Annotated in this window: 12 protein-coding genes; 3 read left to right on the top strand and 9 right to left on the bottom strand. The window is 70.0% G+C overall.

Annotation, left to right across the window (positions count from 1 at the left end; translation table 11 throughout):
- The coding region (queA, locus tag PKE44_RS03500) for a tRNA preQ1(34) S-adenosylmethionine ribosyltransferase-isomerase QueA (RefSeq protein ID WP_324548287.1) at positions 1 to 722 on the bottom strand (722 nt) is incomplete at its 3' end.
- 152 nt (positions 723 to 874) lie between these two features.
- Here queA and PKE44_RS03495 point away from each other — a divergent pair.
- Positions 875 to 1,123, top strand: a complete 249-nt coding sequence (locus PKE44_RS03495; protein WP_324548286.1) for a hypothetical protein — start codon at positions 875 to 877, stop codon at positions 1,121 to 1,123.
- 211 nt (positions 1,124 to 1,334) lie between these two features.
- Here PKE44_RS03495 and phaC read toward each other — a convergent pair whose 3' ends face one another.
- The 6 genes from phaC to PKE44_RS03465 all read right to left on the bottom strand — a co-directional run bounded on the left by phaC (position 1,335) and on the right by PKE44_RS03465 (position 13,497).
- Positions 1,335 to 3,131 (bottom strand): class I poly(R)-hydroxyalkanoic acid synthase, encoded by a 1,797-nt coding sequence (gene phaC, locus PKE44_RS03490; RefSeq protein WP_324548285.1) that lies wholly within the window; start codon positions 3,129 to 3,131, stop codon positions 1,335 to 1,337.
- A 163-nt stretch (positions 3,132 to 3,294) separates the two neighbouring features.
- Complete coding sequence (locus PKE44_RS03485; protein ID WP_324548284.1) at positions 3,295 to 3,747, bottom strand: phasin family protein; 453 nt, start codon at positions 3,745 to 3,747, stop codon at positions 3,295 to 3,297.
- A 154-nt stretch (positions 3,748 to 3,901) separates the two neighbouring features.
- On the bottom strand, positions 3,902 to 6,544 hold the full coding sequence (gene pepN, locus PKE44_RS03480; protein WP_324548283.1) for an aminopeptidase N: 2,643 nt from the start codon (positions 6,542 to 6,544) through the stop codon (positions 3,902 to 3,904).
- A 60-nt stretch (positions 6,545 to 6,604) separates the two neighbouring features.
- A complete protein-coding gene (locus PKE44_RS03475; RefSeq protein WP_324548282.1) occupies positions 6,605 to 7,510 on the bottom strand; it encodes a transglutaminase family protein in 906 nt (301 codons plus the stop codon).
- 24 nt (positions 7,511 to 7,534) lie between these two features.
- Positions 7,535 to 10,048 (bottom strand): circularly permuted type 2 ATP-grasp protein, encoded by a 2,514-nt coding sequence (locus tag PKE44_RS03470; protein ID WP_324548281.1) that lies wholly within the window; start codon positions 10,046 to 10,048, stop codon positions 7,535 to 7,537.
- A gap of 131 nt (positions 10,049 to 10,179) precedes the next feature.
- Positions 10,180 to 13,497, bottom strand: a complete 3,318-nt coding sequence (locus PKE44_RS03465) for a transglutaminase family protein (RefSeq protein ID WP_324548280.1) — start codon at positions 13,495 to 13,497, stop codon at positions 10,180 to 10,182.
- A gap of 515 nt (positions 13,498 to 14,012) precedes the next feature.
- Between PKE44_RS03465 and PKE44_RS03460 the strand changes: the two genes are divergently transcribed.
- Positions 14,013 to 15,470: a circularly permuted type 2 ATP-grasp protein gene (locus tag PKE44_RS03460; RefSeq protein WP_324548279.1), complete on the top strand. Its 1,458-nt coding sequence runs from the start codon at positions 14,013 to 14,015 to the stop codon at positions 15,468 to 15,470.
- A gap of 3 nt (positions 15,471 to 15,473) precedes the next feature.
- Positions 15,474 to 16,433: an alpha-E domain-containing protein gene (locus PKE44_RS03455; RefSeq protein WP_324548278.1), complete on the top strand. Its 960-nt coding sequence runs from the start codon at positions 15,474 to 15,476 to the stop codon at positions 16,431 to 16,433.
- Positions 16,434 to 16,542: 109 nt separating this feature from the next.
- Here the strand turns inward: PKE44_RS03455 and PKE44_RS03450 are convergent, their stop codons facing one another.
- Both PKE44_RS03450 and PKE44_RS03445 read right to left on the bottom strand, forming a co-directional pair.
- Complete coding sequence (locus PKE44_RS03450; protein WP_324548277.1) at positions 16,543 to 19,956, bottom strand: EAL domain-containing protein; 3,414 nt, start codon at positions 19,954 to 19,956, stop codon at positions 16,543 to 16,545.
- Positions 19,953 to 21,591 (bottom strand): cache domain-containing protein (locus PKE44_RS03445; protein ID WP_324548276.1); only part of this gene is annotated, 1,639 nt, incomplete at its 5' end. The genes PKE44_RS03450 and PKE44_RS03445, both read right to left, overlap by 4 nt.

The raw sequence follows: 21,591 nt of genomic DNA, 5'->3' as shown, positions 1-21,591 counted from the left end.
GCGGCGACGGCGGCCACGGTTCCGGCGCTGACCTCGACGGATTCGGCGTGCATGCGGTGCTCGCTGATGTGCCCGGTGCGCACCGGCTGGAAAGTGCCGGCGCCGACATGCAGCGTCACGAACGCCCGCCCGATGCCGGCCGCGGCCAGGCGTTCGAGCATCGCCGGCGTGAAGTGCAGGCCGGCGGTCGGTGCGGCGACCGCGCCCGGGGCGCGCGCATAGACGGTCTGGTAGCGCTCGGCGTCGGCCGGCGCGTCGGGCCGGTCGATGTACGGCGGCAGCGGGATGTGGCCGTGCGCATCGAGGATCGCCGGCACCGGCCGGGCATCCTCGAAGCCGAGTTCATAGAGTTCGCCGGCGCGCCCGAGCACGACCGCCCCGACCGCCTGCTCCAGCCAGAGGCGCGTGCCGGGCTTCGGCGATTTCGACGCGCGCAGGTGCGCGAGCACGCGCCGCGCATCGAGGATGCGCTCGACCAGCACCTCGACACGCCCGCCGCTGCCCGCCTTGACGCCGTGCAGCCGCGCCGGGATCACGCGCGTGTCGTTGAACACCAGCAGGTCGCCGGCACGCAGGAAGCCCGGCAGATCGTCGAAGCGGGCGTCCTGCAGCCGGCCGTCCGTGCCGTCGAGGGCCAGCAGGCGGCTGTCGCCGCGCTCGGCCGGCGGCTGCTGGGCGATCAGTTCGGGCGGCAGGTCGAAGTGGAAATCGGAGCGCAGCATCGGGGGAATCGGGAGCATCGTGGCGGTCACGGGGCGCGCATTGTAGGCCGTCGCTGCTGGCAATGGCGCCGGCGCGTCCTATCGTCACGCTGCCTGCGCCTGCGCGGCCGGCGCAGGCTTCTCCCAGTGCCGCGCCCTGCCGGAGTACCGCCATGCGCCACCTGCCCGCCTTCTCCGTTGCCGTCCTGCTCGCCGCCCTCGCCGCCCCGGCCCAGGCCTATCACTGTCCGGTCGACATGAAGCAGATCGACGCCGCCCTCGCCGCGTCACCGAAGCTCGGCACCGAGCAGCTCGCCGAGGTCCGGGCACTGCGCGCCAAAGGCGAGGAGCAGCACAAGGCCGGGGATCACGCCGGCGCGGTCGATTCGCTCGGCAAGGCCAAGAAGATCCTCGGCATCTGAGCCATACCGATCACACCGGAACACTTCGCTTTTCAGCCCCTCGCCCCTCGTGGGAGAGGGGTTGGGGAGAGGGGGAGAAAAACCTGCATTCACGCGAGATCGGCATCACGTCCGGAATCCCTGCATGGCCAGCCACCGGACCAGACGCCGGAAATGACGGCGGGCGAACCGTCGCCGGTCCGCCCGCTGCATCACGCGCCCAGAAGCAGGCTCAGGCGAGCTTGGCCTTCACGTAGCTGCCCGGCGCATCTTCAAGGGCACCGAGCGTGTAGCCGGGTATGCGCGCCGGAATCATCTCGCCGGCATTCGGCTGCACCCAGCCGAGCCAGTTCGTCCACCACGAGCCCGGGTGCTGCTGCGCGGCCTTCAGCCAGGCATCGGGATCCTCGACCAGCGTGTCGTTCTCCCAGTAGCCGTACTTGCCGCCGGCCGGCGGGTTGACGATGCCGGCGATGTGGCCGGAACCGCCGAGCACGAACTTCACCGGGCCGCCGAACAGCTTCGTGCCCATGAAGGTCGACTTCCACGGCGCGATGTGGTCCTCGATCGCCGAGATGAAATACACCGGCACCGTGACCTTGCCGAGATCGAGCGACTGGCCGAGCACGGTGATGCCGCCCGGCTTGCAGACCAGATTGCGCTGATACATGTTGCGCAGGTAGAAGCTGTGCATCTTCGCCGGCATGCGCGTGGAATCGGAGTTCCAGTACAGCAGGTCGAAGGGGAACGGCTCCTTGCCGAGCAGGTAGTTGTTGATGAAGAACGACCAGATCAGGTCGTTGGCGCGCAGCATGCTGAAGGTGCCGGCCATCTGGCTGCCGTCGAGGAAGCCGTCGCGCTCCATGCGCTTCTCCAGCATCGAGATCTGCTCCTCGTCGATGAACACCTCCAGCTCGCCGGGCTGGCTGAAGTCGAGCATCGTCGTGAAGAAGGTCGCCGAGCGGATGCGCTGGTCGCCGATCGCGGCCAGGTAGGCGAGCGTGGTCGCGAGCAGCGTGCCGCCGAGGCAGTAGCCGGCCGCGTTGACCTCGTGCTCACCGGTCTCGCGCTCGATCGCATCGAGGGCGGCCACCGTGCCGAGGCGCACGTAGTCCTCGAAGTTCATCTCCGACAGCGAGGCATCGGGGTTGACCCAGGAGATCACGAACACCGTGAAGCCCTGATCGACCCACCACTTGATGAAGCTGTTCTTCTCGCGCAGGTCGAGGATGTAGAACTTGTTGATCCACGGCGGCACGATCAGCAGCGGCTTGCGGTAGACCGACTCGGTGCTCGGCGAGTACTGCAGCAGCTGCATCAGCTCGTTCTGGAACACGACCTTGCCGGGCGTGGCCGCGATGTTGACACCGGGCTGGAAGGCCGTCAGGTCGGTCATGCGGATGCTGAGGCTGCCCTTGCCGCGCTCCAGGTCTTCGAGCAGGTTGGTCAGGCCCTTGAGCAGGTTCTCGCCGCCGGTCTCCAGCGTCGTGCGGATGACCTCGGGATTGGTGGCCGCGAAGTTGGTCGGCGCCAGCGCGTCGACGAACTGCTTGGTGTAGAACTCCAGCTTCTTCTTGGTGCGCTCGTCGATGCCCTCGACGCCGGCGACCGTGCTCTGCACCCACTGCGAGGTCAGCAGGTAGGACTGCTTGATGAAGTCGAACAGCGCGTTGTGTTCCCAGTCCTCGTGCTTGAAGCGCTTGTCGCTGCGCGCCGGCCTGACCAGCGGATCGGCACCGCGCTGGCCGAGCATCGCGGCGGCGCCCTGCTGCCACAGCGACACGTACTGGGTCCACAGCCCGACCTGCGCTTCCATCAGCTTGAACGGGTCGGCCATCAGGCGCTGCGTCATCTCCAGGAAGGCCTTGCCGATGCCCGGATTCTCGACCAGCGCCAGCGCGTTCTGCGCCGACTGACGCTGCAGGAAATCACTGACCAGGCGCTGGCTGCGTTCCGCGATCTGCGAAACCGCCTTCGACACTTCGACCGGATCGGGCAGCTTGATCTCGGGGGCAAGGACTTCGGCCATCGGGGGTACCTTCTGGAATCGGATGTATGGCTCGGCAAGCCGGCAGCACGGCGGGTGATCGCGCGCGTCGGGGCTGCCAGAAAAAAACCGCCCGGCGATCGACCGGGCGGTTCTGAAGACTCGGCACCCGCGATCGGGTGTGCGGATGCCCGGCCTGTGCGGCTTACTTCTTGACGACCAGCGCCTTCAGCTCTTCCAGGCTCTCGTTGACGCGCTGGTTGATGACGGCGAAGGCTTCGGTGTTGGACTTGTTGACCAGCTCGGCCAGCTCGCGGGCATTGGCGAGCGCCTTCTCGAAGGCTTCCTTCGCAACGGCGGCCTGCTTGGTGGTCAGCTCCTGCGGGTTCGACGACAGGCTGGCGAGTTCCTTGGCGACGGAGGTCGCTTCGGCCAGGGCCTGGGCCAGGATCTCGGCCTGACGCTTGGCGACGGCCTGCAGGCCTTCGAGCGCGACCTTGTTCGCGGTGGTCAGCGCTTCGACGTTCTTGCGCTGGCTGGCGAGCAGCGCCTCGACGTCCACGCCCGGCACCTTGACTTCGCCGAGCATCTTGCTCACGTCGAACTTGCTCATGTCGAACTTGGCGAACTCGGCGAACGGGTTGTACTGGTTGCTCATCGTCTGCTCCTTCAAGGGGTTGTGAGTGGTTTCCGCTTAATTTGGTGCGGTGCACCATGAAGCGACATGCTACGGAGGCGCCCGCTGGCTGTCAACGGGGTTTTTGCATCGCAGCAAGCCGTCGCCGCATCGTGCGCACCGCGCCGTACCGCGTTCATCCGGCCAGGGCCTTCGACGCGATCTCGTAGACATCCGGCGACACACCCGCACGGGCCAGCACCTGCTCCAGCGCCGCCCGCATCGGCGGCTGGCGGCCGGCATCGTACTGCCGCCAGCGCGTCAGCGCGCCGAGCATGCGCGCGGCGATCTGCGGGTTCAGCGCATCGAGCACCTGCACCTGCTCGGCCAGGAAGGCGTAGCCGCTGCCGTCCAGCGCGTGAAAACGCACCGGGTTGGCATTGCAGAACGCGCCGACCAGCGCCCGGACCTTGTTCGGATTGCGGATGGTGAATGCCGGATGTGACATCAGCTCGCGCACCCGCGCGAGCGTGTCGGCACGCGGCGAGGACGCCTGCAGCGAGAACCACTTGTCGACGACCAGCGCCTCGTGCTGCCAGCGCTCGTAGAACGCCGCGAGCGCGGCCTCGCGCTGCGGATGATCGCCGTTGGCCATCAGCGCCAGCGCGCAGAGCTGGTCGGTCATGTTGTCGGCTGCCTGCCAGCGGGCGGCAAGCCGCGCGTGGGCATCGGCGTCCTCCAGGCTCGCGAGGTAATCGAGGCAGCGGTTACGCAGCGCCCGCCGGCCGATCGAGGCGCCGTCGAGCCGGTAGCCGCCTTCGGGCGCGAGGGCGTCGTGGCGCGCGGTGAGCGCCGCGCGATGCGCGCCGGCCAGCGCGCGGCGCAGGAATTCACGCGCCTCGAACAGGCCGCCCGGGTCGATCGGCGTGCGCTGCTCGCCGAGGTAGGCCTCGCCCGGCAGCGTCAGCATCTGCTCGGCCAGCGCCGGGTCGAGGCTTTCATCGGCGAGCACGCGCCCGAACAGCGTCGACAGCCCCGCCGGCAGCGTCCAGGCCCGGCCGGCCGCGCGCTCGTCGAGCAGGCCGAGCACCGCGCGCACGCCGAGCTGCTGCGCGGCCTCCCAGCGGTTGAAGGCATCGGTGTCGTGCGCGGCGAGGAACAGCAGTTCGTCCTCGGCCGGTGCGTGATCGAGCTTCACCGGGGCCGAGAAGCCGCGCAGCAGCGAGGGCACCGGCGCGGCGTCGAGCCCGGTGAACACGAACTCCTGCGTGGCCCCGGTCAGCTCCAGCACCCGCTCCGGCGGCCCGGCCTGCGGCTCGCCGGCCAGCGTCAGCGGCAGCGCCCGGCCATCCGGGGCCAGCAGGCCGATCGCGACCGGGATGTGGAACGGCAGCTTGGTCGCGGACTCCGGCGTGGGCGGGCAGTGCTGGCTCAGGCGCAGCGTGTAGCAGCGCGCTTCGGCGTCGTAGCGGCCGCTCGCCGTGAGCACCGGCGTGCCGGCCTGGCGGTACCAGCGCAGGAACTGCGTCAGGTCGCGACCGCTGGCATCGGCCATCGCCGCGCAGAAGTCCTCGCAGCTCACGGCCTGGCCGTCGTGACGGCGGAAGTACAGGTCCATGCCGCGGCGGAAGCCCTCGCGCCCGAGCAGGGTCTGGTACATGCGCACGATCTCGGCGCCCTTCTCGTAGACCGTGACCGTGTAGAAGTTGTTGATCTCGATGTAGGACTCCGGCCGCACCGGGTGCGCGAGCGGTCCGGCGTCCTGCGGGAACTGCACGGCGCGCAGCGTGCGCACGTCATCGATGCGCGCGACCGCCGCCGAGTGCATGTCGGCCGTGAACTCCTGATCGCGGAACACCGTCAGGCCTTCCTTCAGCGACAGCTGGAACCAGTCGCGGCAGGTGACGCGGTTGCCGGTCCAGTTGTGGAAGTACTCGTGGCCGATCACCGACTCGACACCGATGAAGTCGGTGTCGGTGGCCGTGTCCGGCCGTGCCAGCACGTACTTGGTGTTGAAGACGTTGAGGCCCTTGTTCTCCATCGCGCCCATGTTGAAGTCCGACACCGCGACGATCATGTAGATGTCGAGGTCGTACTCCAGCCCGAAGCGCACCTCGTCCCAGCGCATCGCGCGCTTGAGCGAGGCCATCGCGTGTTCGCACTGATCGAGCTTGTCGTGCTCGGTGTAGATCTCGAGCGCGACACCGCGGCCCGAGGCGGTCACGAAGCTGTCGCGCACGCAGCCGAGGTCGCCGGCGACGAGCGCGAACAGATAGGCCGGCTTCGGATACGGATCGACCCAGCGCACCCAGTGGCGGCCGTCGTCGAGCTCGCCGCGCCCGACCGGGTTGCCGTTGGACAGCAGCACCGGATAGCGCGCGCGCTCGGCGACGACCGTGGTCGTGAAGCGCGCCATGACGTCCGGGCGATCCGGGTAATACGTGATCTTGCGAAAGCCCTCGGCCTCGCACTGCGTGCAGAAGTTGCCGGAGGACCGGTACAGGCCTTCGAGCGCGGTGTTGGTCTCGGGGTGGATGCGCGTCGTGAGGTCGAGCCGGAATGCCGCCGGCACGTCGGTCACGGTCAGCTGCGCATCGTCGAGCTGATAGCGCGTCGCCGGCAGCGGCACGCCGTCGAGCGCGAGCGCGAGCAGTTCGAGCTGCTGGCCGTCGAGCACCAGCGGGGCCGGGCCGGCCCCGGCGGCGGGGTTGCGGCGCAGCTGCAGCGTGGCCTGCACGTCGGTGCCGGTCTCCCCGAGCTCGAAGCGCAGGTCGACGGAATCCACCAGATAGGCCGGGGCGCGGTAGTCGGCGAGACGGATGGTCTTGGGATCGCTCATCGGCGGGCTCCGGTTCGGCTGGAACCGCCGATGGTACACCCGCTCCGCCAGAGCAGGACTTCAGGCCGCCTCGTCGTCGGCCTCCGCCGGCGGCAGCAGCGGCATCACGTCGACCGACACTTCGAGCGCGTGCGAACCGCCGCCGATCATGACGCCCTTCAGCGGCGCGACATCGGCGTAGTCACGTCCCCAGGCGAGCGTCACGTGGCGTTCGTCGGGCAGCAGGTCATTGGTCGGATCGAGATCGATCCAGCCGAGGCCGGGGATGAACACCGAGAGCCAGGCGTGCGAGGCGTCGGCCCCGACCAGCCGCGGCTGGCCCGGCGGCGGCAGGGTCTCCAGATAGCCGCTGACGTAGCGCGCCGGCAGGCCGAGCGAACGCAGGCAGCCGATGGCCAGATGCGCGAAGTCCTGACAGACGCCGCGGCGCTCCTCCAGCACCTGCGACAGCGGCGTGGCCAGCGTCGAGAACTGCGGGTCGTAGGTGAATTCCTTGAAGATGCGCCGGTTCAGTTCGAGCACGGCCTCCAGCAAGGGCCGGCCGGCCGTGAACGACGGCCGCGCATAGGCGGCGAGCGCGGCGTTCGGGCGGATGAACGGCGATTCGAGCGTGTACTGGCGCGCTTCCATCGCGCCGAGCTCGGGCAGGTCGCGCACCAGGCAGACGACCTCCTCCCAGCCCGGCGACGGCGTGTCGGTCAGCGACGGGCGCGGGGCGACCGTCACGCGCGAGCGCGCCGTGACCTCCAGCGTCTGGTGGATGTCCTGCACCGAGAAGTTGACGACGCGGTTGCCGAAGAAGTCGGTGCGCTCGCGCCGCAGTGCCGGCACCGGCAGGACCTCCAGCGCCGATTCCTCGACGAACTGGCGGCTGGTCTCGCGCGGCAGCAGCCGGGCTTCGTTGTGGCACAGCGACACGCGCCCGTAGTAGCGGTAGGTCGTGCGGTGCGTGATCTGATAGTTCATCGCTGGGCTTCCGTGGCGCGGCCGTCAGATCATCTCGATCAGCTGGCGCGGCTTCTCGGAATGGCTGAAGTGGCTGTTGGAAAGCGCCTCGGACAGCTCGGCGAGCGGAGCGCGCAGCCGGCGCAGCAGCTTGCCGAGCGCGCGCTGGCCCTTCGGATCGCCGTCGGCGGTGACCTCGGCCAGCGTCGCGATGTCGGCGAGCGCGAGCGTGGTCTGGGCTTCGAGGATCAGCCGCTCCTCGGCGCTGCGGTACGGCGTGGCCTTCGGGTGCGGCAGGCGCTCGATCTGGCGGCGCAGCCGGCGCAGCAGGTAGCCGACCGAGCGCGGGTTGTCCTCGTCGAACAGCAGCAGGTCGAGGATCGCGCTCGGGTGCAGCGCCGAGCGGTAGCGGCGGCGGTAGGCGGTCAGGTTGTCGGTGGTCGCGAGCATGACCTCCCACAGCGGCACGCCCGGGTGCTCGGTCTTCACGAACACCAGTTCGAGCATCGTCAGCGTGCTCAGCACGCGCTCGACGAAGCGGCCGATGTCGAGGAAGCGCCAGCCGTAGTGGTGCGGCATGGTCTCGTTGCAGAGGCCGAAGAAGGCCGTCAGCAGCGTCAGGTGTTCCTCCAGCGCCTTGCGCCCGGCGCTCGCGCTCGGCGGACTCGGCAGGTCGCGCAGGCTCTCGCGCAGGCGGTTCAGCACGCGGAAGGATTCGTCGCCGAGGTGATCGCGCACGGCGCGGCCGTTGCGCAGCATGCCGGCGAAGATCTCGCGCAGCCCGCCGTCGTTCTGCTCGTCGAACACGCCGAGGAAGGCCCGGCGCAGCGCCAGATAGCGCCCGCGCGGACCGGCGTCGACGCTGCCGAGCTCGATGCCGAGCGCGATCAGCAGGTCTTCGAGGCAGCCGTCCTCGCCGGCGCCCTCGCCGCGTTCGAGCAGGCGCAGCAGCGCCTCGCGCAGCAGCCGGGCGCGGCTGTCGTAGCGCTCGCCGTAGCGCCCGAGCCAGAACAGGTTGTCGGCCACCCGGCTCGGCAGGTCGGCGCCGTCGCGCGTGACCACGATCGGGCCGTGCGCCTGGCGCAGCAGGCTCACGTGCGGCTGCGCCGATTCGGCGAGCACCCAGACATCCTTGGTCGTGCCGCCCTGCACGGCCATGCGCCCGTCGGGGCTGACGGCGCCGAGGGCGCCCGGCATCACGCGATAGCCGTCTTCCTCGGCCACGCAGAAGCCGCGCATCATCACCGGCTGCGCGACCAGCTTGCGCCCGTCCCAGACCGGCGCATGCGCCGGGCGCACGTGCTCCTGGGCGACGTACAGGTGCGGCGCGCTGCGGATGCGCGCGGCCAGCGTGGCGCGGGCGGCGGCATCGAGGTGCAGGCCGTCGGTGATCGTCTGTTCGGTGAGCTGGTGGATGACCAGGCTGTCGAGCCGGTCGAGCACGGCTTCGAGGCTTTCGCCGTCCCCGCACCAGTAGCTCTTGACCGGCTGCAGCAGCAGTTCCTCGCCGAGCAGCTCGCGACAGAGCGCCGGCAGGAAGGGTACGAGTCCGGGGTTTTCGATCGCGCCGATGCCGAGCGCGTTGGCCAGCACCACGCCGCCCTCGCGCACCGCCGCCAGCAGCCCCGGCACGCCGAGCATCGAATCGCCGCGCAGTTCGAGCGGATCGCACCAGCCGTCGGTGACGCGGCGCAGGATCACGTCGATCGGCTGCAGGCCGCCGAGCGTCTTCAGCGAGACCTTGCCGTCGCGCACGACCAGATCCTCGCCCTGCACCAGCGACAGCGACAGGTAGTTGGCGAGATACGCGTGCTCGAAGTAGCCCTGGCTCGCCGGCCCGGGCGTCAGCAGCACGACGTTGGGCTTGTCGACGTGGCGCGGCGCCAGACGCGCGAGCGTCACGCGTTCGGTTTCGAGAAAGCTCGCGAGACGCTTCAGCGGCGCCTCGCGGTAGACGGTCGGCAGCGCCCGCGCGAGCGTGATGCGGTTTTCCAGCGCATAGCCGGCGCCGGACGGTGCCTGGGCGCGATCGCCGAGCACCAGCCAGCGGCCCTGCTCGTCGCGCGCGAAGTCGATGGCGTGGAACACCAGCCAGCGCGCCCCGGCCGGCAGCGCCCCCCAGGCCGCGTGCAGGAAGCCCGGATGGGCATGCACGAGTTCGGGCGGCAGCACGCCGCGGCGAAACACCGTGCGTGCGCCGTAGAGATCGGCAGCGAGGCGGTTCAGCAGGCGGCTGCGCTGCGCGAGCCCCGCCTCCAGCTGCGCCCATTCGTCGCCGAGGATCGGCAGCGGGATCGGGTCGAGCGTCCACGCGCGGCTCGCGGCGCGGCCGTCCTCGTGGGCGTTGAACGTGACGCCGTTCTCGCGCAGCAGCCGCTGGGTTTCCTCGTGGCGGGCCTGAAGCTCCCCGAGGCCGAGCGCATCGAGCTGGGCGAGCAGGTATTCCCAGGCCGGACGCACCTTGCCGTCGGCATCGAGCAGCTCGTCCCAGCCGCTGCCCGGCGCGTAGTCGCTCAGCAGGTCGTGGACCGCCGGCGGGAAACTGGTCGGCTCGATCATGGCCTGCGCGTACCGGGTGACTGAAACGGCCGTCTATCGTAGCGCGCCACGACCGCGGACGGCGCCCCCTACCCCCGATGTTCCGGGAGCCGGGTGCGCCGCCGCGGCCGGCGCGTCGTGGTCCAGCCGCCTCAGCAGCCCGGACGACGGCGCAGGTCGAGCGTCATCGGCAGGTCGAGGCTGCGTTCCTCGGCCGGCGCCTGCATCGCGTTCGGCGTGTGGCCGTAGGCCCAGAAGCGGGCCAGACGGCGCGCCTCGGCTTCATTGGCGTTGACCGGGAACACGACGAAGTTGCGACCGGCCGGGTGCGAGACGTGATACGTGCAGCCACCGATCGAGCGCTGGTTCCAGGTATCGACGAGGTCGAAGACCAGCGGCGCGTGCACCGGGATGGTCGGATGCAGCGCGGACGGCGGCTGCCAGGCGCGATAGCGCACGCCGGCGACGAACTCGCCCTGACGGCCGGTGGCCGCGAGCGGCACGCGCCGGCCGTTGCAGGCGAGCACGTAGCGATCCCCGTTGAGGCCTTCGACCTTGACCTGCATGCGCTCGACCGAGGAATCGACGTAGCGCGCGGTACCGCCCATGACGGCTTCCTCGCCGAGCACGTGCCAGGGCTCGACGGCCTGACGCAGTTCGAGCTGGATGTCCTGCTGCACGATGCGCCCGTAGACCGGGAAGCGGAACTCCGAGAACGGCGCGAACCATTCCGGATCGAGGCGCAGGCCGTGACGGTCGAGGTCGGCGAGCACGTCCTTGAGGTCCTCGACCAGGAAGTGCGGCAGCATCCAGCGATCGTGCAGGCTGGTGCCCCAGCGGCACAGGCGGCCCTGATATGGATCTTCCCAGAAGCGCGCGACCAGCGAGCGCAGCAGCAGCTGCTGCAGCAGGCTCATGCGCGCGTGCGGCGGCATCTCGAAGGCGCGGAACTCGACCAGACCGAGGCGGCCGGTCGCCGAATCCGGCGAGTACAGCTTGTCGATGCAGAACTCGGAGCGGTGCGTGTTGCCGGTGAGGTCCACCAGCAGGTTGCGCAGCAGCCGGTCGACCAGCCACGGCTGCGGCACCTCGCCGGTCGGCATCTCGCGGAACGCGATCTCCAGTTCATACAGGCTGTCGTTGCGCGCCTCGTCGACGCGCGGCGCCTGACTGGTCGGGCCGACGAACATGCCCGAGAACAGGTAGGACAGGCCGGGGTGGTGCTGCCAGTACGTGACCAGGCTGCGCAGCAGGTCGGGCCGGCGCAGGAACGGCGAATCGGCCGGGGTGGCGCCGCCGAGCGTGACGTGGTTGCCGCCGCCGGTGCCGGTGTGGCGGCCGTCGAGCATGAACTTCTCGGTGCCGAGGCGCGACTGGCGGGCTTCCTCGTACAGCACGTGCGTGTTGTGGACGAGTTCGTCCCAGGAGCCGGCCGGGTGGATGTTGACCTCGATGACGCCCGGGTCCGGGGTCACCGCGAACTTCTTCAGGCGCGGATCGGACGGCGGGGCGTAGCCCTCGATGAACACCGGGATGCTCAGCGCGGCGGCCGTGTGCTCGATCGCAGCGACCAGTTCGAGGTACTGCTCCAGATAGCCGAGCGGCGGCATGAACACGTACAGATGGCCTTCGCGCGGCTCGATGCACAGCGCGGTGTGCACGATCGTGTCGTCATCGTCGTGCTCGGGCTGTTCCTGCCAGTCCTGGTTGACGCCCTCGTGGTGATGACCCGACACGTCGCGGCCGTCGAGCAGCGCGCTGTAGCGGCGGGCAATCTCGCCGTGCAGGTCGCGCAGCGGCTTCCTGAACTCGAACAGCGACTGCTCGACCGGCAGGTCGGTGTCGCTGACCCACGGCAGCGCGGTCAGCGGCAGGCGCAGGCCCATCGGCGAATCGCCGGGGATCAGGTACAGGTGCTCGCGGCGCAGCGGCCACTGCCCGCTCTGCCAGCTGCCGCGCGCGTAGTTCCAGCGCAGCGGCAGCGCGTAGCCGGTCACCGAGCCGAGGTCGCGCTCCAGCAGCTGCGCCAGGCGGCGGCGCTCCTCGCCATCCTTCAGGTCGTAGTCGAGCGGATCGATGTTGACCGGCAGCGTGCGTTCGTACCAGAGGTAGTAGTAGGCATCCTCGTAGCCGGGAATCAGGCACTTCGGCGACACGCCGATGCGCGCCGACAGCTCGGCGCCGAAGCGCTGTGCATCTGCGGCCGTGACCCGGCCCGGCGCGGTGTCATCGGCGATCAGCGCCTCGTCGCGCCAGATCGGCTCGCCGTCGTTGCGCCAGAAGCAGTTCAGCGCCCAGCGCGGCAGCGACTCGCCCGGATACCACTTGCCCTGCGTGTAGTGCAGCAGGCCGCCCGGCGAGAACTGCCGGCGCAGGCGCTTGAGCAGCGTGCCGGCCAGCTTGCGCTTGGTCGGGCCCATCGCGGCGGTGTTCCACTCGGCGCCGTCCATGTCGTCGATCGACACGAAGGTCGGCTCGCCGCCCATGGTCATGCGCACGTCGCCGGCGGCGAGACGCGCATCGACGGCGTGGCCGAGAGCCTCGATCTCGGTCCACTGCTCATCGGTGTAGGGCTTGGTGACGCGCGGGTCCTCGTGGATGCGCGTGACGCTCATCGCGAAGCCGAACTCGACCTCGCACTTGTCGGTGTAGCCGGTGATCGGCGCCGCGCCGGTCGGGTCGGGCGTGGCCGCGAGCGGGATGTGGCCTTCGCCGGCGAGCAGGCCGGAGGTCGGATCGAGGCCGATCCAGCCGGCGCCCGGCACGAAGATCTCGGTCCAGGCGTGCAGGTCGGTGAAGTCGACCTCGGTGCCGCTCGGGCCGTCGAGGGCCTTCACGTCGGCGGTCAGCTGGATCAGGTAGCCGGACACGAAGCGCGCGGCGAGACCGAGATGCCGGGCGATCTGCACCATCAGCCAGGCCGAGTCACGGCACGAACCGGTCCCCTTGGCCAGGGTCTCCTCGGCGGCCTGCACGCCGGGCTCCATGCGGATCACGTAGCCGACGTCGCGCTGCAGGCGCTGGTTCAGCGCCACGAGGAAGCTCGTGGTGTTGACCGGATCGAGCGAGACATCGCGCAGCCAGTCGAGCAGCAGCGGACCGCGCTCGCGAATCTCCAGGTACGGCGCCAGTTCCTTCTTCAGTTCGGGCGTGTATTCGAACGGGAAGTTGTCGGCGTATTCCTCGACGAAGAAATCGAACGGATTGATCACGGTCATTTCCGCGACCAGATCGACCTCGACATCGAATTCCCTGACTTTTTCCGGGAATACCAGACGGGCCTGGAAATTGCCGAACGGGTCCTGCTGCCAGTTGATGAAGTGCGGCTGCGGATTGATCTTCAGCGAATACGCCGGGATCGGTGTGCGAGCATGCGGCGCGGGACGCAGCCTGACGATGTGCGGCGACAGCGATACCGGGCGATCGAAGTGATAAGAAGTCTTGTGGTTCAGTGCAACGCGGATTGTCATCGGGGGAAGTTCCCTGGGCTCTCACGGCAACGGCCGGGCGCGAAGTGTACTAGCAACCGGCGTTCCAGTCCGTGACAATTACGCGGTCCGGAGCATCCGGCAGACAGGCGGGGCCAAAGCCAGGCGAATGCCTCTGCGAAGTCCGCCGGTGATCCGACAGTCCTTGCCCTCACGCACCAATGAAGTGCAATTTGCCGTGCAGGACGCACCAATCAAATGCACAACGCCATGTCCGAGCCGCTTATCCGTCAAAACCAGCCGCCTCACCGGCCTTTTGGTCTAAACCCCTGCCCCATCATGGCGCTGCGAGCGTCCGGCCCCTGCCGCACGTCCGGCGGGACCGGCAGGGCTGAGCCGCCGGCACCGTCTGCCGCGATCCCGGACAGCGGAGCCCGGCGAGTGGTACGGGGCTTGCTGTTGAAGTAGTCGTTGCGCCCCCCGGGGAGAGGCAGTTCGGGGGCGCGTCGCAGGCGGCGCCGCATTCAACGGCGCCCGGCACAAGGAATCACACCATCATGAGCATGCTTGACTGGCAGCAATACCCCGCAGGGGCCTTCTATGACGAACTGGTCGCGCCCGGCGGTACGCCGCGGCAGGCGGCGCGCACGCTCTGCGAGCACCTCGGCAAGCTCTCCGATGCCGAGCTGACCGAGCGGCGCACCGCTGCCGAACTGGCGATCAGCGTCATGGGCATCACGTTCACGGTCTATTCCGAAGGCAACATGATCGACCGGGCCTGGCCGTTCGACATCGTGCCGAGGATCATCCCGCTGACCGAGTGGACGCGCATCGAGGCCGGCCTGAAACAGCGCGTGCAGGCCCTGAACCTGTTCATCGACGACCTGTATCACGAGCAGAAGGTCATCCGGGACGGCATCCTGCCGGCCGAGATCCTCGCGCAGTCGGTGAACTTCCGGCCGCAGTGCGTCGGCATCACGCCGCCGCACCGGGTCTGGGCGCATATCTGCGGCTCCGACCTCGTGCGCGACAAGGACGGCACCGTCTACGTGCTGGAGGACAACCTGCGCGTGCCCTCCGGCGTCTCGTACATGCTCGAGAACCGCGTGATCACCAAGCGCGTGCTGCCCGAGCTGTTCAAGACCAGCCGCATCCTGCCGGTCGATGACTACCCGGCGCAGCTCTTCGAGATGCTGAGCTCGATGTCGCCGCGCCCCGGCGAGGATCCGCGCATCGTCGTGCTGACCCCCGGCATCTACAACTCGGCCTATTTCGAACACGCCTACCTCGCGCAGCAGATGGGCGTGCAGCTGGTCGAGGGGCCGGATCTGTTCGTCGATGACGACGACTGCTGCTACATGCGCACGATCTACGGGCCGCAGCGCGTCGACGTGATCTACCGGCGCATCGACGACCTGTTCCTCGATCCCGAAGCCTTCATCCCCGACTCGATGCTCGGCGTGCGCGGCCTGCTGCGCTCCTGGCGTGCCGGCAAGGTCGGGCTCGCCAACGCCCCGGGCGCCGGCGTGGCCGATGACAAGGTCGTCTATGCCTTCGTGCCGGAGCTGATCAAGTACTACCTCGATCAGGACGCGATCCTGTCGAACGTGCCGAGCTACCTGTGCATGCGCGACAAGGACCGCGACTACGTGCTCGCCAACCTCGACAAGCTCGTGGTCAAGCCGGCCAACGAGTCCGGCGGCTACGGCATGCTGGTCGGACCGCACTCGACGCCCGAGAAGCGCGCGCAGTTCGCCGAGCTGATCAAGGCCGATCCGCGCAACTACATGGCGCAGCCGACGCTGGCGATCTCGACCAGCCCGACGCTCTGCGACGGCAACGCCGCCGAGCCGCGCCACGTCGACCTGCGCCCGTTCATCCTGTCCGGTCCCAAGCCCTACGTGACCACTGGCGGCCTGACCCGCGTCGCGCTGGTCAAGGGTTCGCTCGTCGTCAATTCCTCCCAGGGTGGCGGCAGCAAGGACACCTGGATCGTCGATACCGAGGAGACCTGATCCATGCTTTCGCGCGTCGCCCAGAACCTCTACTGGCTGGCCCGCTACGTCGAGCGCGCGGAGGACACCGCGCGCCTGATCGGCGTGACCAGCAACCTGCTGCTCGATCTGCCGCGTACGGCCGGTGCCGCCGAGTGGGAGCCGCTGATCTACATCACCGGCAGCCACGAGGGTTTCCGCGAGCACTTCACCCGCCCGGACGAAGTCAGCATCGTCAGCTTCCTGACCGGTGACCTGCGCAACAGCGGCTCGATCCTGAGCTCGCTGACCTACGCCCGCGAGAGCCTGCGCACGACCCGTGACGTGATGCCGCGCGAGGCCTGGGAGGAGCTCAACCGCATCTATCTGTTCGTGCGCGACCACATCTCCGACGGCGTCAGCCCGCGCGGCCGCGACTACTTCCTGAAGCAGGTCGTCAGCGGTTGCCAGCGCTTCAACGGCTACCTCGAAGGCTGCATGAGCTACACGCCGGCGCGCGACTTCGTGCTGCTCGGGCGCTACCTCGAACGCGCCGACATGACCACGCGCATCCTCGACGTGCGCTCGGGCAACCTGCTGACGCAGAGCGGCGACCTGTCGCCGTACGCGAGCATCCAGTGGATGAGCGTGCTGCGTTCGCTGTCGGGCTACCAGATGTACCGTCAGGCCGTGCGCTCGCGCGTGCGCGGTCCGGACGTGCTCGCCTTCCTGCTGCAGGACACGCGCTTCCCGCGCACCGTGCGCCACTGCCTGGACCGCATCGCCGACTGCCTGCGCGAACTGCCGCAGCCCGAAACCGCGCTCGCACAGATCGCACGGGCCTGCGCAAAGACCGAATCGGCCGATGTCGAGGCACTCGTGACCACCGGCCTGCACGAGTTCATCGACGAGCTGCAGGTCGAACTCGGCGAAGTCCACAACGCCATCAACGCCGCGTACTTCACCTACCACGAGAAGGAAACACCGCCGGCCGCCGCCGCCTGAAGCGCCGCGCAGCGCCGACGCACGCGAGGCCGGTGCCCTTCGGGGCACCGGCCTCTTTCATCTATATGAGTGCCGACCGGGCGCGCCGGCAGGCCGGGCGCCGGCCGGCTCAGCGCACCAGCTTCAGCTTCGGCCGGCCGCCGCCGTCGAGTTCGCGCAGGGCGGCGAGCTGCTCGCCGAGCGCCACCGGCGCACCGAGCGCCATGCCCTGCGCGTAATCGATGCCGAGCTGCTGCAGCAGACCCAGCGTCTCGGACGACTCGACGCCTTCGGCGATCGTGCGCACGCCGAGCCGGTGCGCGATGTCGTTCAGCGATTCGACGATGGCGCGATCGACCGCACCGTGGCCGAGCGCGGCGATGAAGCTGCCGTCGATCTTCACGAAATCGACCGGGAAGTGCTTGAGATAGCTGAAGGAACTGAGGCCGGTGCCGAAGTCGTCGAGCGCCACCCGGCAGCCGCGGGCGCGCAGCCACTGGATCAGGTCGCCGGCGGCGATCAGGTTGCTGACGGCGACCGACTCGGCGAACTCGAACCCGATGCGCGCCACCGGCACCGGCGTCTGCGCCAGCGCCGCCTCCAGCCAGGGCCGGAACGACGGATCGTTGATCGAGCCGGCCGACAGGTTCAGCGACACCATGAGCGCGGGCAGGGCGGCGATGGTCGGCCCGAGCGTGTGCAGCGCGTGACCGATCGCCCAGCGATCCAGCGCCGGCATCAGCTCGTAGCGTTCGGCGGCCGGCAGGAAGGCCCCGGGCGGCACCAGCCGGCCCTCGCCGTCGACCATGCGCAGCAGCAGCTCGAAATACTGTTCGGATTCCGGCGTGCCGACGGCGACGATCGGCTGCGCGTACAGGCTGAAGCGCCCGGCCTCCAGCGCCTGGCGGATGCCGTCCGCTGCCGAGATCTCGCGGTGCTCGCGGGCGATGGCCTCGTTGTCCGGGGAATAGACGGCGACGCGGTTGCGCCCGAGGCCCTTGGCCGCATAGCAGGCCACATCGGCCTGGCTGGTGAGGGTGGCGACGTTGCCGGAGCCGGCCGTGACCGGCACCAGACCGATGCTCGCGCCGATCTCGTGGACCTGCCCTTCCCAGACGAAGCGCAGGCTGCGCACGGCGGCAACCAGCTTGTCGGCGACCCGGACCGCCTGCGCCTGCGGGCAGTCGACGAGGATCAGCGCGAACTCGTCGCCGCCCAGACGTGCGATCACGTCGGTGCCGCGTACCCCGGCGCGCAGCAGCGCCGCGACCCGCCCGAGCAGCGCATCGCCGGCCGCGTGGCCGGCGGTGTCGTTGACGGCCTTGAAGCGGTCGAGATCGACGAAGCAGAGCGCGTGCTCGCGCGCCGGCCCGCGGTGCAGCGCCGTGACCAGCTCATCGAGCGCGCGTTCGAAGGCACGCCGGTTCAGCAGGCCGGTCAGGTGATCGTGGGCTGCCTGGTGATGCAGCTCGCGCTGGAAGGCCCGACGGGCGGTCACGTCCTGACAGACCAGCACCGCGCCGCGCAGGCTGCCGTCGCCGGCACGCAGCGGCGCGGCCGAGCCGGCGAGGTCGAAGCGCCGGCCGTCGTGCCCGAGCAGCGTCGAGCCGTCGGGCAGCTCGGTGCGCTCGCCGCTGCGCAGGCAGGCCACGACCGGGTCCGCGATCGGCTCGCCGCTGCGCTCGTCGACGAGGCGCAGCAGCGTCGCGAGCGGCAGGCCGATCGCCTCGTGCCCCGGCAGGTCGAGCATGCGTTCGGCGGCCGGGTTCAGGAAGTTCACGCGCGCCTGCAGGTCGGTGGCGATCACGGCATCGCCGATGCCGTACAGCGTCACCTGCAGCCTGGCCTTCTCGTCGGCGAGGGCCGAGGCGAGCTGGCGTGCTTCGGTCACGTCGATCGCGGCACCGCGCAGCGTGTGCCGGTCATCGCCGCCGGGCTCACCGGTACAGCGCAGCGTGCGCGTCGTGCCCGAACCCGGCGGACATACGCGGAACTCGATCGTGAACTTCTCGCCGGCACTGGCGGCGCGCGCCCAGGCCAGGCGAACGCGCCGGCGGTCAGGCGGATGCACGATGGCCAGCCACTGCGCGGCCCGCGCCTGCTCGAAGGCCGGTCGCCAGTCGAGCAGCTCGTAAAGGTGTTCGGACCACAGCAGGCAGCCGCGCTCGAGATCCCATTCCCACAGCGCGATGCCGCCGGCATCGAGTGCGGTGCTCAGGCGCTGCGCGAGCGCGATGCGCTCGGCCTCGGCCTGCACCTCGGCATCGATGTCGGTCAGCAGGCCGAACAGCGCCAGCGGCGCGGCATCGGCCGTGCGCTCGACGATGCGCCCGCGCGCGCGCACCCAGCGCCAGCCGCCCTCGCCGTCGCCGATGCGGTGGGCGCAGTCGAACTCGCTGCCCTCGCCATCGATGTGGGCTTCGAGGCCGCCGAGCACGCGACCGACATCCTCGGGATGGACGTGGTGGATCCAGTGTTCGATACCCGCCGTTCCGGCGCCCGGTGCGATGCCGGTCAGCGCATGCCAGCCGGGCGAGAAATGCGCCTCGCCGCTGGCAGGATGCCATTCCCAGGTTCCCTGCCCGACGCCGTCGAGCACGCTGGCGCCGCGGGCAGCGAGCTGCTGCAGCCGCATGGCATCCGCGGCCCGGGCCTCGCGCAGGCCCGCGACCAGCAGCGGCGCCAGCAGCGTCGCGGCGTTGAAGATGTGGGCGTTGCTGCTCAGCGCATCGACATAGGGGCCGGGTGCCACGCCGCCGGCCGCCAGACCGGCGTACAGCAGCGTCTCGCAGGCCACGACCAGCGTCGTGCCGAGCAGCGGCAGGCGCAGCGCCACCAGCAGCAGCGGCAGGCCGATGACGACGAACGGAAACGGCGCGAAGCGCAGGCCGAGCAGCGTGCTGGCGCCGGTCAGCAGCAACGCCACCAGCAGATCCACGCTGCAGCCGGGCTGGCGCAGCCGCTCCAGACGCGCGCGTGTCAGCGTCAGCCCGAGCGGCAGCAGCCCGACCATGCCGAGCACGTCACCGGCAAACCATTCCAGCCAGCGCTCGGTGTAGACGGAGCCGGGCCGCGTGCTGGCGACCGCCGAACCGAAGGCCGCCGCGATCACGACGCCGGCGATCACCGCTGCGGCGACGTGCAGCGCCGGGCGCTGGTTGCCGCCCGGCACGAGCAGCACCGGGGCCGGCTGGGAGCTGCGCAGGATCAGCGTCGGCACGACGACGCAGGCGGCGCTGGCCACCGCAAAGCCGAGCGCGAACCAGACGCCGTCACCGGCGGCGAGCCGGCCCGCCACCGCGGCCAGGAAGCTGACGAGCAGATACGCAGGCACGTGCCTGCGCCGGGCGCGCAGCGCCAGCGCCAGCAGCCCTGCATCCAGGCACCAGACCGCCATCGACGGACTTGCACTGCCGGGCGCATCGGCAAGAGTGCCGGTCAGGAACACCGCGACTGCCAGCAGCGCCAGCCGCAGGGACAGCCGCGCATGCAGCGTCTGCCAGACAAGGGCGAGCGCGAAGGGCGACAGGGACAACGGCTTCATCGGTCTGATTCGCGGCAGGACAGGGACGGCGATGGCGACGCCAGGGCGCATGATGGCGAATCGGCGCCGCTCTTGCAGCCGGCAGCCTCGAGTGCCGGCAAACAGACTGTCACAAGACAGCCCCCGCCCGGTCGCGTGCCGATCGTGATCTCGCCGCCATGGCGACGCACGATCGCGAAACTGACGGCCAGTCCGAGCCCGGTGCCGCTGGTGCGGGTCGTGAAGAACGGATCGAACACCCGCGGCAGATGCCGGGCCTCGATGCCCGGTCCGTCGTCGGCCACGACCAGCACGACGCGGCCCTGCTTGTCGGCCGTCGTCAGCCACAGCCGGCCGCGGCCGGCGAGTGCCTGCAGCGCGTTGACGATCAGGTTCAGCAGCACCTGCTGCAGCTCGGGTGCGCCGATGCGCACGGCCTGACGGGCCTGCCAGTCACGCTGGATCATGACCCCGCCGCCCTGCACGCTGTGGCCGGCGAGCAGCAGGGTTTCCTCGAACAGCGCCGGCAGATCGGCAACACAGCCGCCGAGCGGCTGGCGCTGCGGCCGGGCGTAATCGAGCAGGCCGCGCACGATGCGGCGGATGCGCTCGACCTGCGCGACGGCGAGGTCGATCTCGACCTGCACCGGGGCCGCGGCCTCGCCGAGTTCGGCGACCATGACATCGAGGTTGCCGAGCAGCACGGCCAGCGGATTGTTGATCTCGTGCGCGACGCCGGCGGCGAGCGTGCCGAGCGCGGCGAGCTGCTCGGTGGTCAGCAGGCGCTGGCGCGCCTCGGCCAGCTCGGCGACGGTCTCGGCCAGCCGGGCGTTCTGGCGGCGCAGGTCCTCGGTGCGTTCGGCGACCGTGCGCTCCAGCGCCTGTGCCGCGGTTTCGAGTTCGTGCTCGTGCTGCGCGAGCCGATCGAGCATCGCATCGAACTCGCGGGCCAGCTCGGCGAGTTCGTCACGCCCGGGTCCGGGCAGGGCGCGGGCACCGGTCGCACCGCTGCGCACGGCGCGGGTCACGGCGAGCAGGCGCTCCAGTGGCCGGAACAGCGAACGCGCCAGCCACAGCGCCAGCGCCCCGAGCAGCGCATCGGCGAGCAGGCAGGCGCCGATCAGCGCGCCGGCGGCATCGTCCCAGGCCTGCCGGTACGGAGCTTCGAGAAAGCCGGTGTAGAGCATGCCGATGCGCTCGCCGTGGACGTCGAGCAGCGGCGCGTAGGCCGACAGATACCAGGCGTTGACGACGAAGGCGCGCCCGAGCCAGCGCTCGCCGTGCTCCAGCACCTGGCGGCGCACCTCGGGCGAGACGCGGGTGCCGAGCGCCCGCTCGCCGGCGTGCAGCGGCACGTTGGTCGACACGCGCAGGTCATCGAGAAACAGCGTCACCGTGCCGATCGCGCCCGGCAGCAGCGTGCCGGGGCCGTAGACGAGATCGCGGATCTCGTCGACCGGCCGGTAGTTGCGGTTCAGCAGCACGCCGCCATCGAGCAGCGCCAGCACCGCGCCCTGCTCATCGAGCACCGGCACCGCGGCGCGCACGACCAGCCCGCGCTCATCGGCCGGCTCCTGGGTGCCGGCGTGCTCGACGCGCGCGAGCGCGGCCAGACCGTCGCGCGCGGCGTCGAGAGCCGCGGCCTCGAAGCGCTCG

The organism is Plasticicumulans sp. (assembly GCF_035331805.1).
Classification (GTDB): domain Bacteria; phylum Pseudomonadota; class Gammaproteobacteria; order Competibacterales; family Competibacteraceae; genus Plasticicumulans.
The sequence above is the reverse complement of the archived record's forward strand: the minus strand, read 5'-3'. Positions and strand labels throughout refer to the sequence as shown.

Bases quoted from the DNA above. Each gene is read 5' to 3' on its own strand.
- PKE44_RS03495 (WP_324548286.1), top strand. From the start codon at position 875: ATGCGCCACCTGCCCGCCTTCTCCGTTGCCGTCCTGCTCGCCGCCCTC.
- phaC (WP_324548285.1), bottom strand. From the start codon at position 3,131: ATGGCCGAAGTCCTTGCCCCCGAGATCAAGCTGCCCGATCCGGTCGAA.
- PKE44_RS03485 (WP_324548284.1), bottom strand. From the start codon at position 3,747: ATGAGCAACCAGTACAACCCGTTCGCCGAGTTCGCCAAGTTCGACATG.
- pepN (WP_324548283.1), bottom strand. From the start codon at position 6,544: ATGAGCGATCCCAAGACCATCCGTCTCGCCGACTACCGCGCCCCGGCC.
- PKE44_RS03475 (WP_324548282.1), bottom strand. From the start codon at position 7,510: ATGAACTATCAGATCACGCACCGCACGACCTACCGCTACTACGGGCGC.
- PKE44_RS03470 (WP_324548281.1), bottom strand. From the start codon at position 10,048: ATGATCGAGCCGACCAGTTTCCCGCCGGCGGTCCACGACCTGCTGAGC.
- PKE44_RS03465 (WP_324548280.1), bottom strand. From the start codon at position 13,497: ATGACAATCCGCGTTGCACTGAACCACAAGACTTCTTATCACTTCGAT.
- PKE44_RS03460 (WP_324548279.1), top strand. From the start codon at position 14,013: ATGAGCATGCTTGACTGGCAGCAATACCCCGCAGGGGCCTTCTATGAC.
- PKE44_RS03455 (WP_324548278.1), top strand. From the start codon at position 15,474: ATGCTTTCGCGCGTCGCCCAGAACCTCTACTGGCTGGCCCGCTACGTC.
- PKE44_RS03450 (WP_324548277.1), bottom strand. From the start codon at position 19,956: ATGAAGCCGTTGTCCCTGTCGCCCTTCGCGCTCGCCCTTGTCTGGCAG.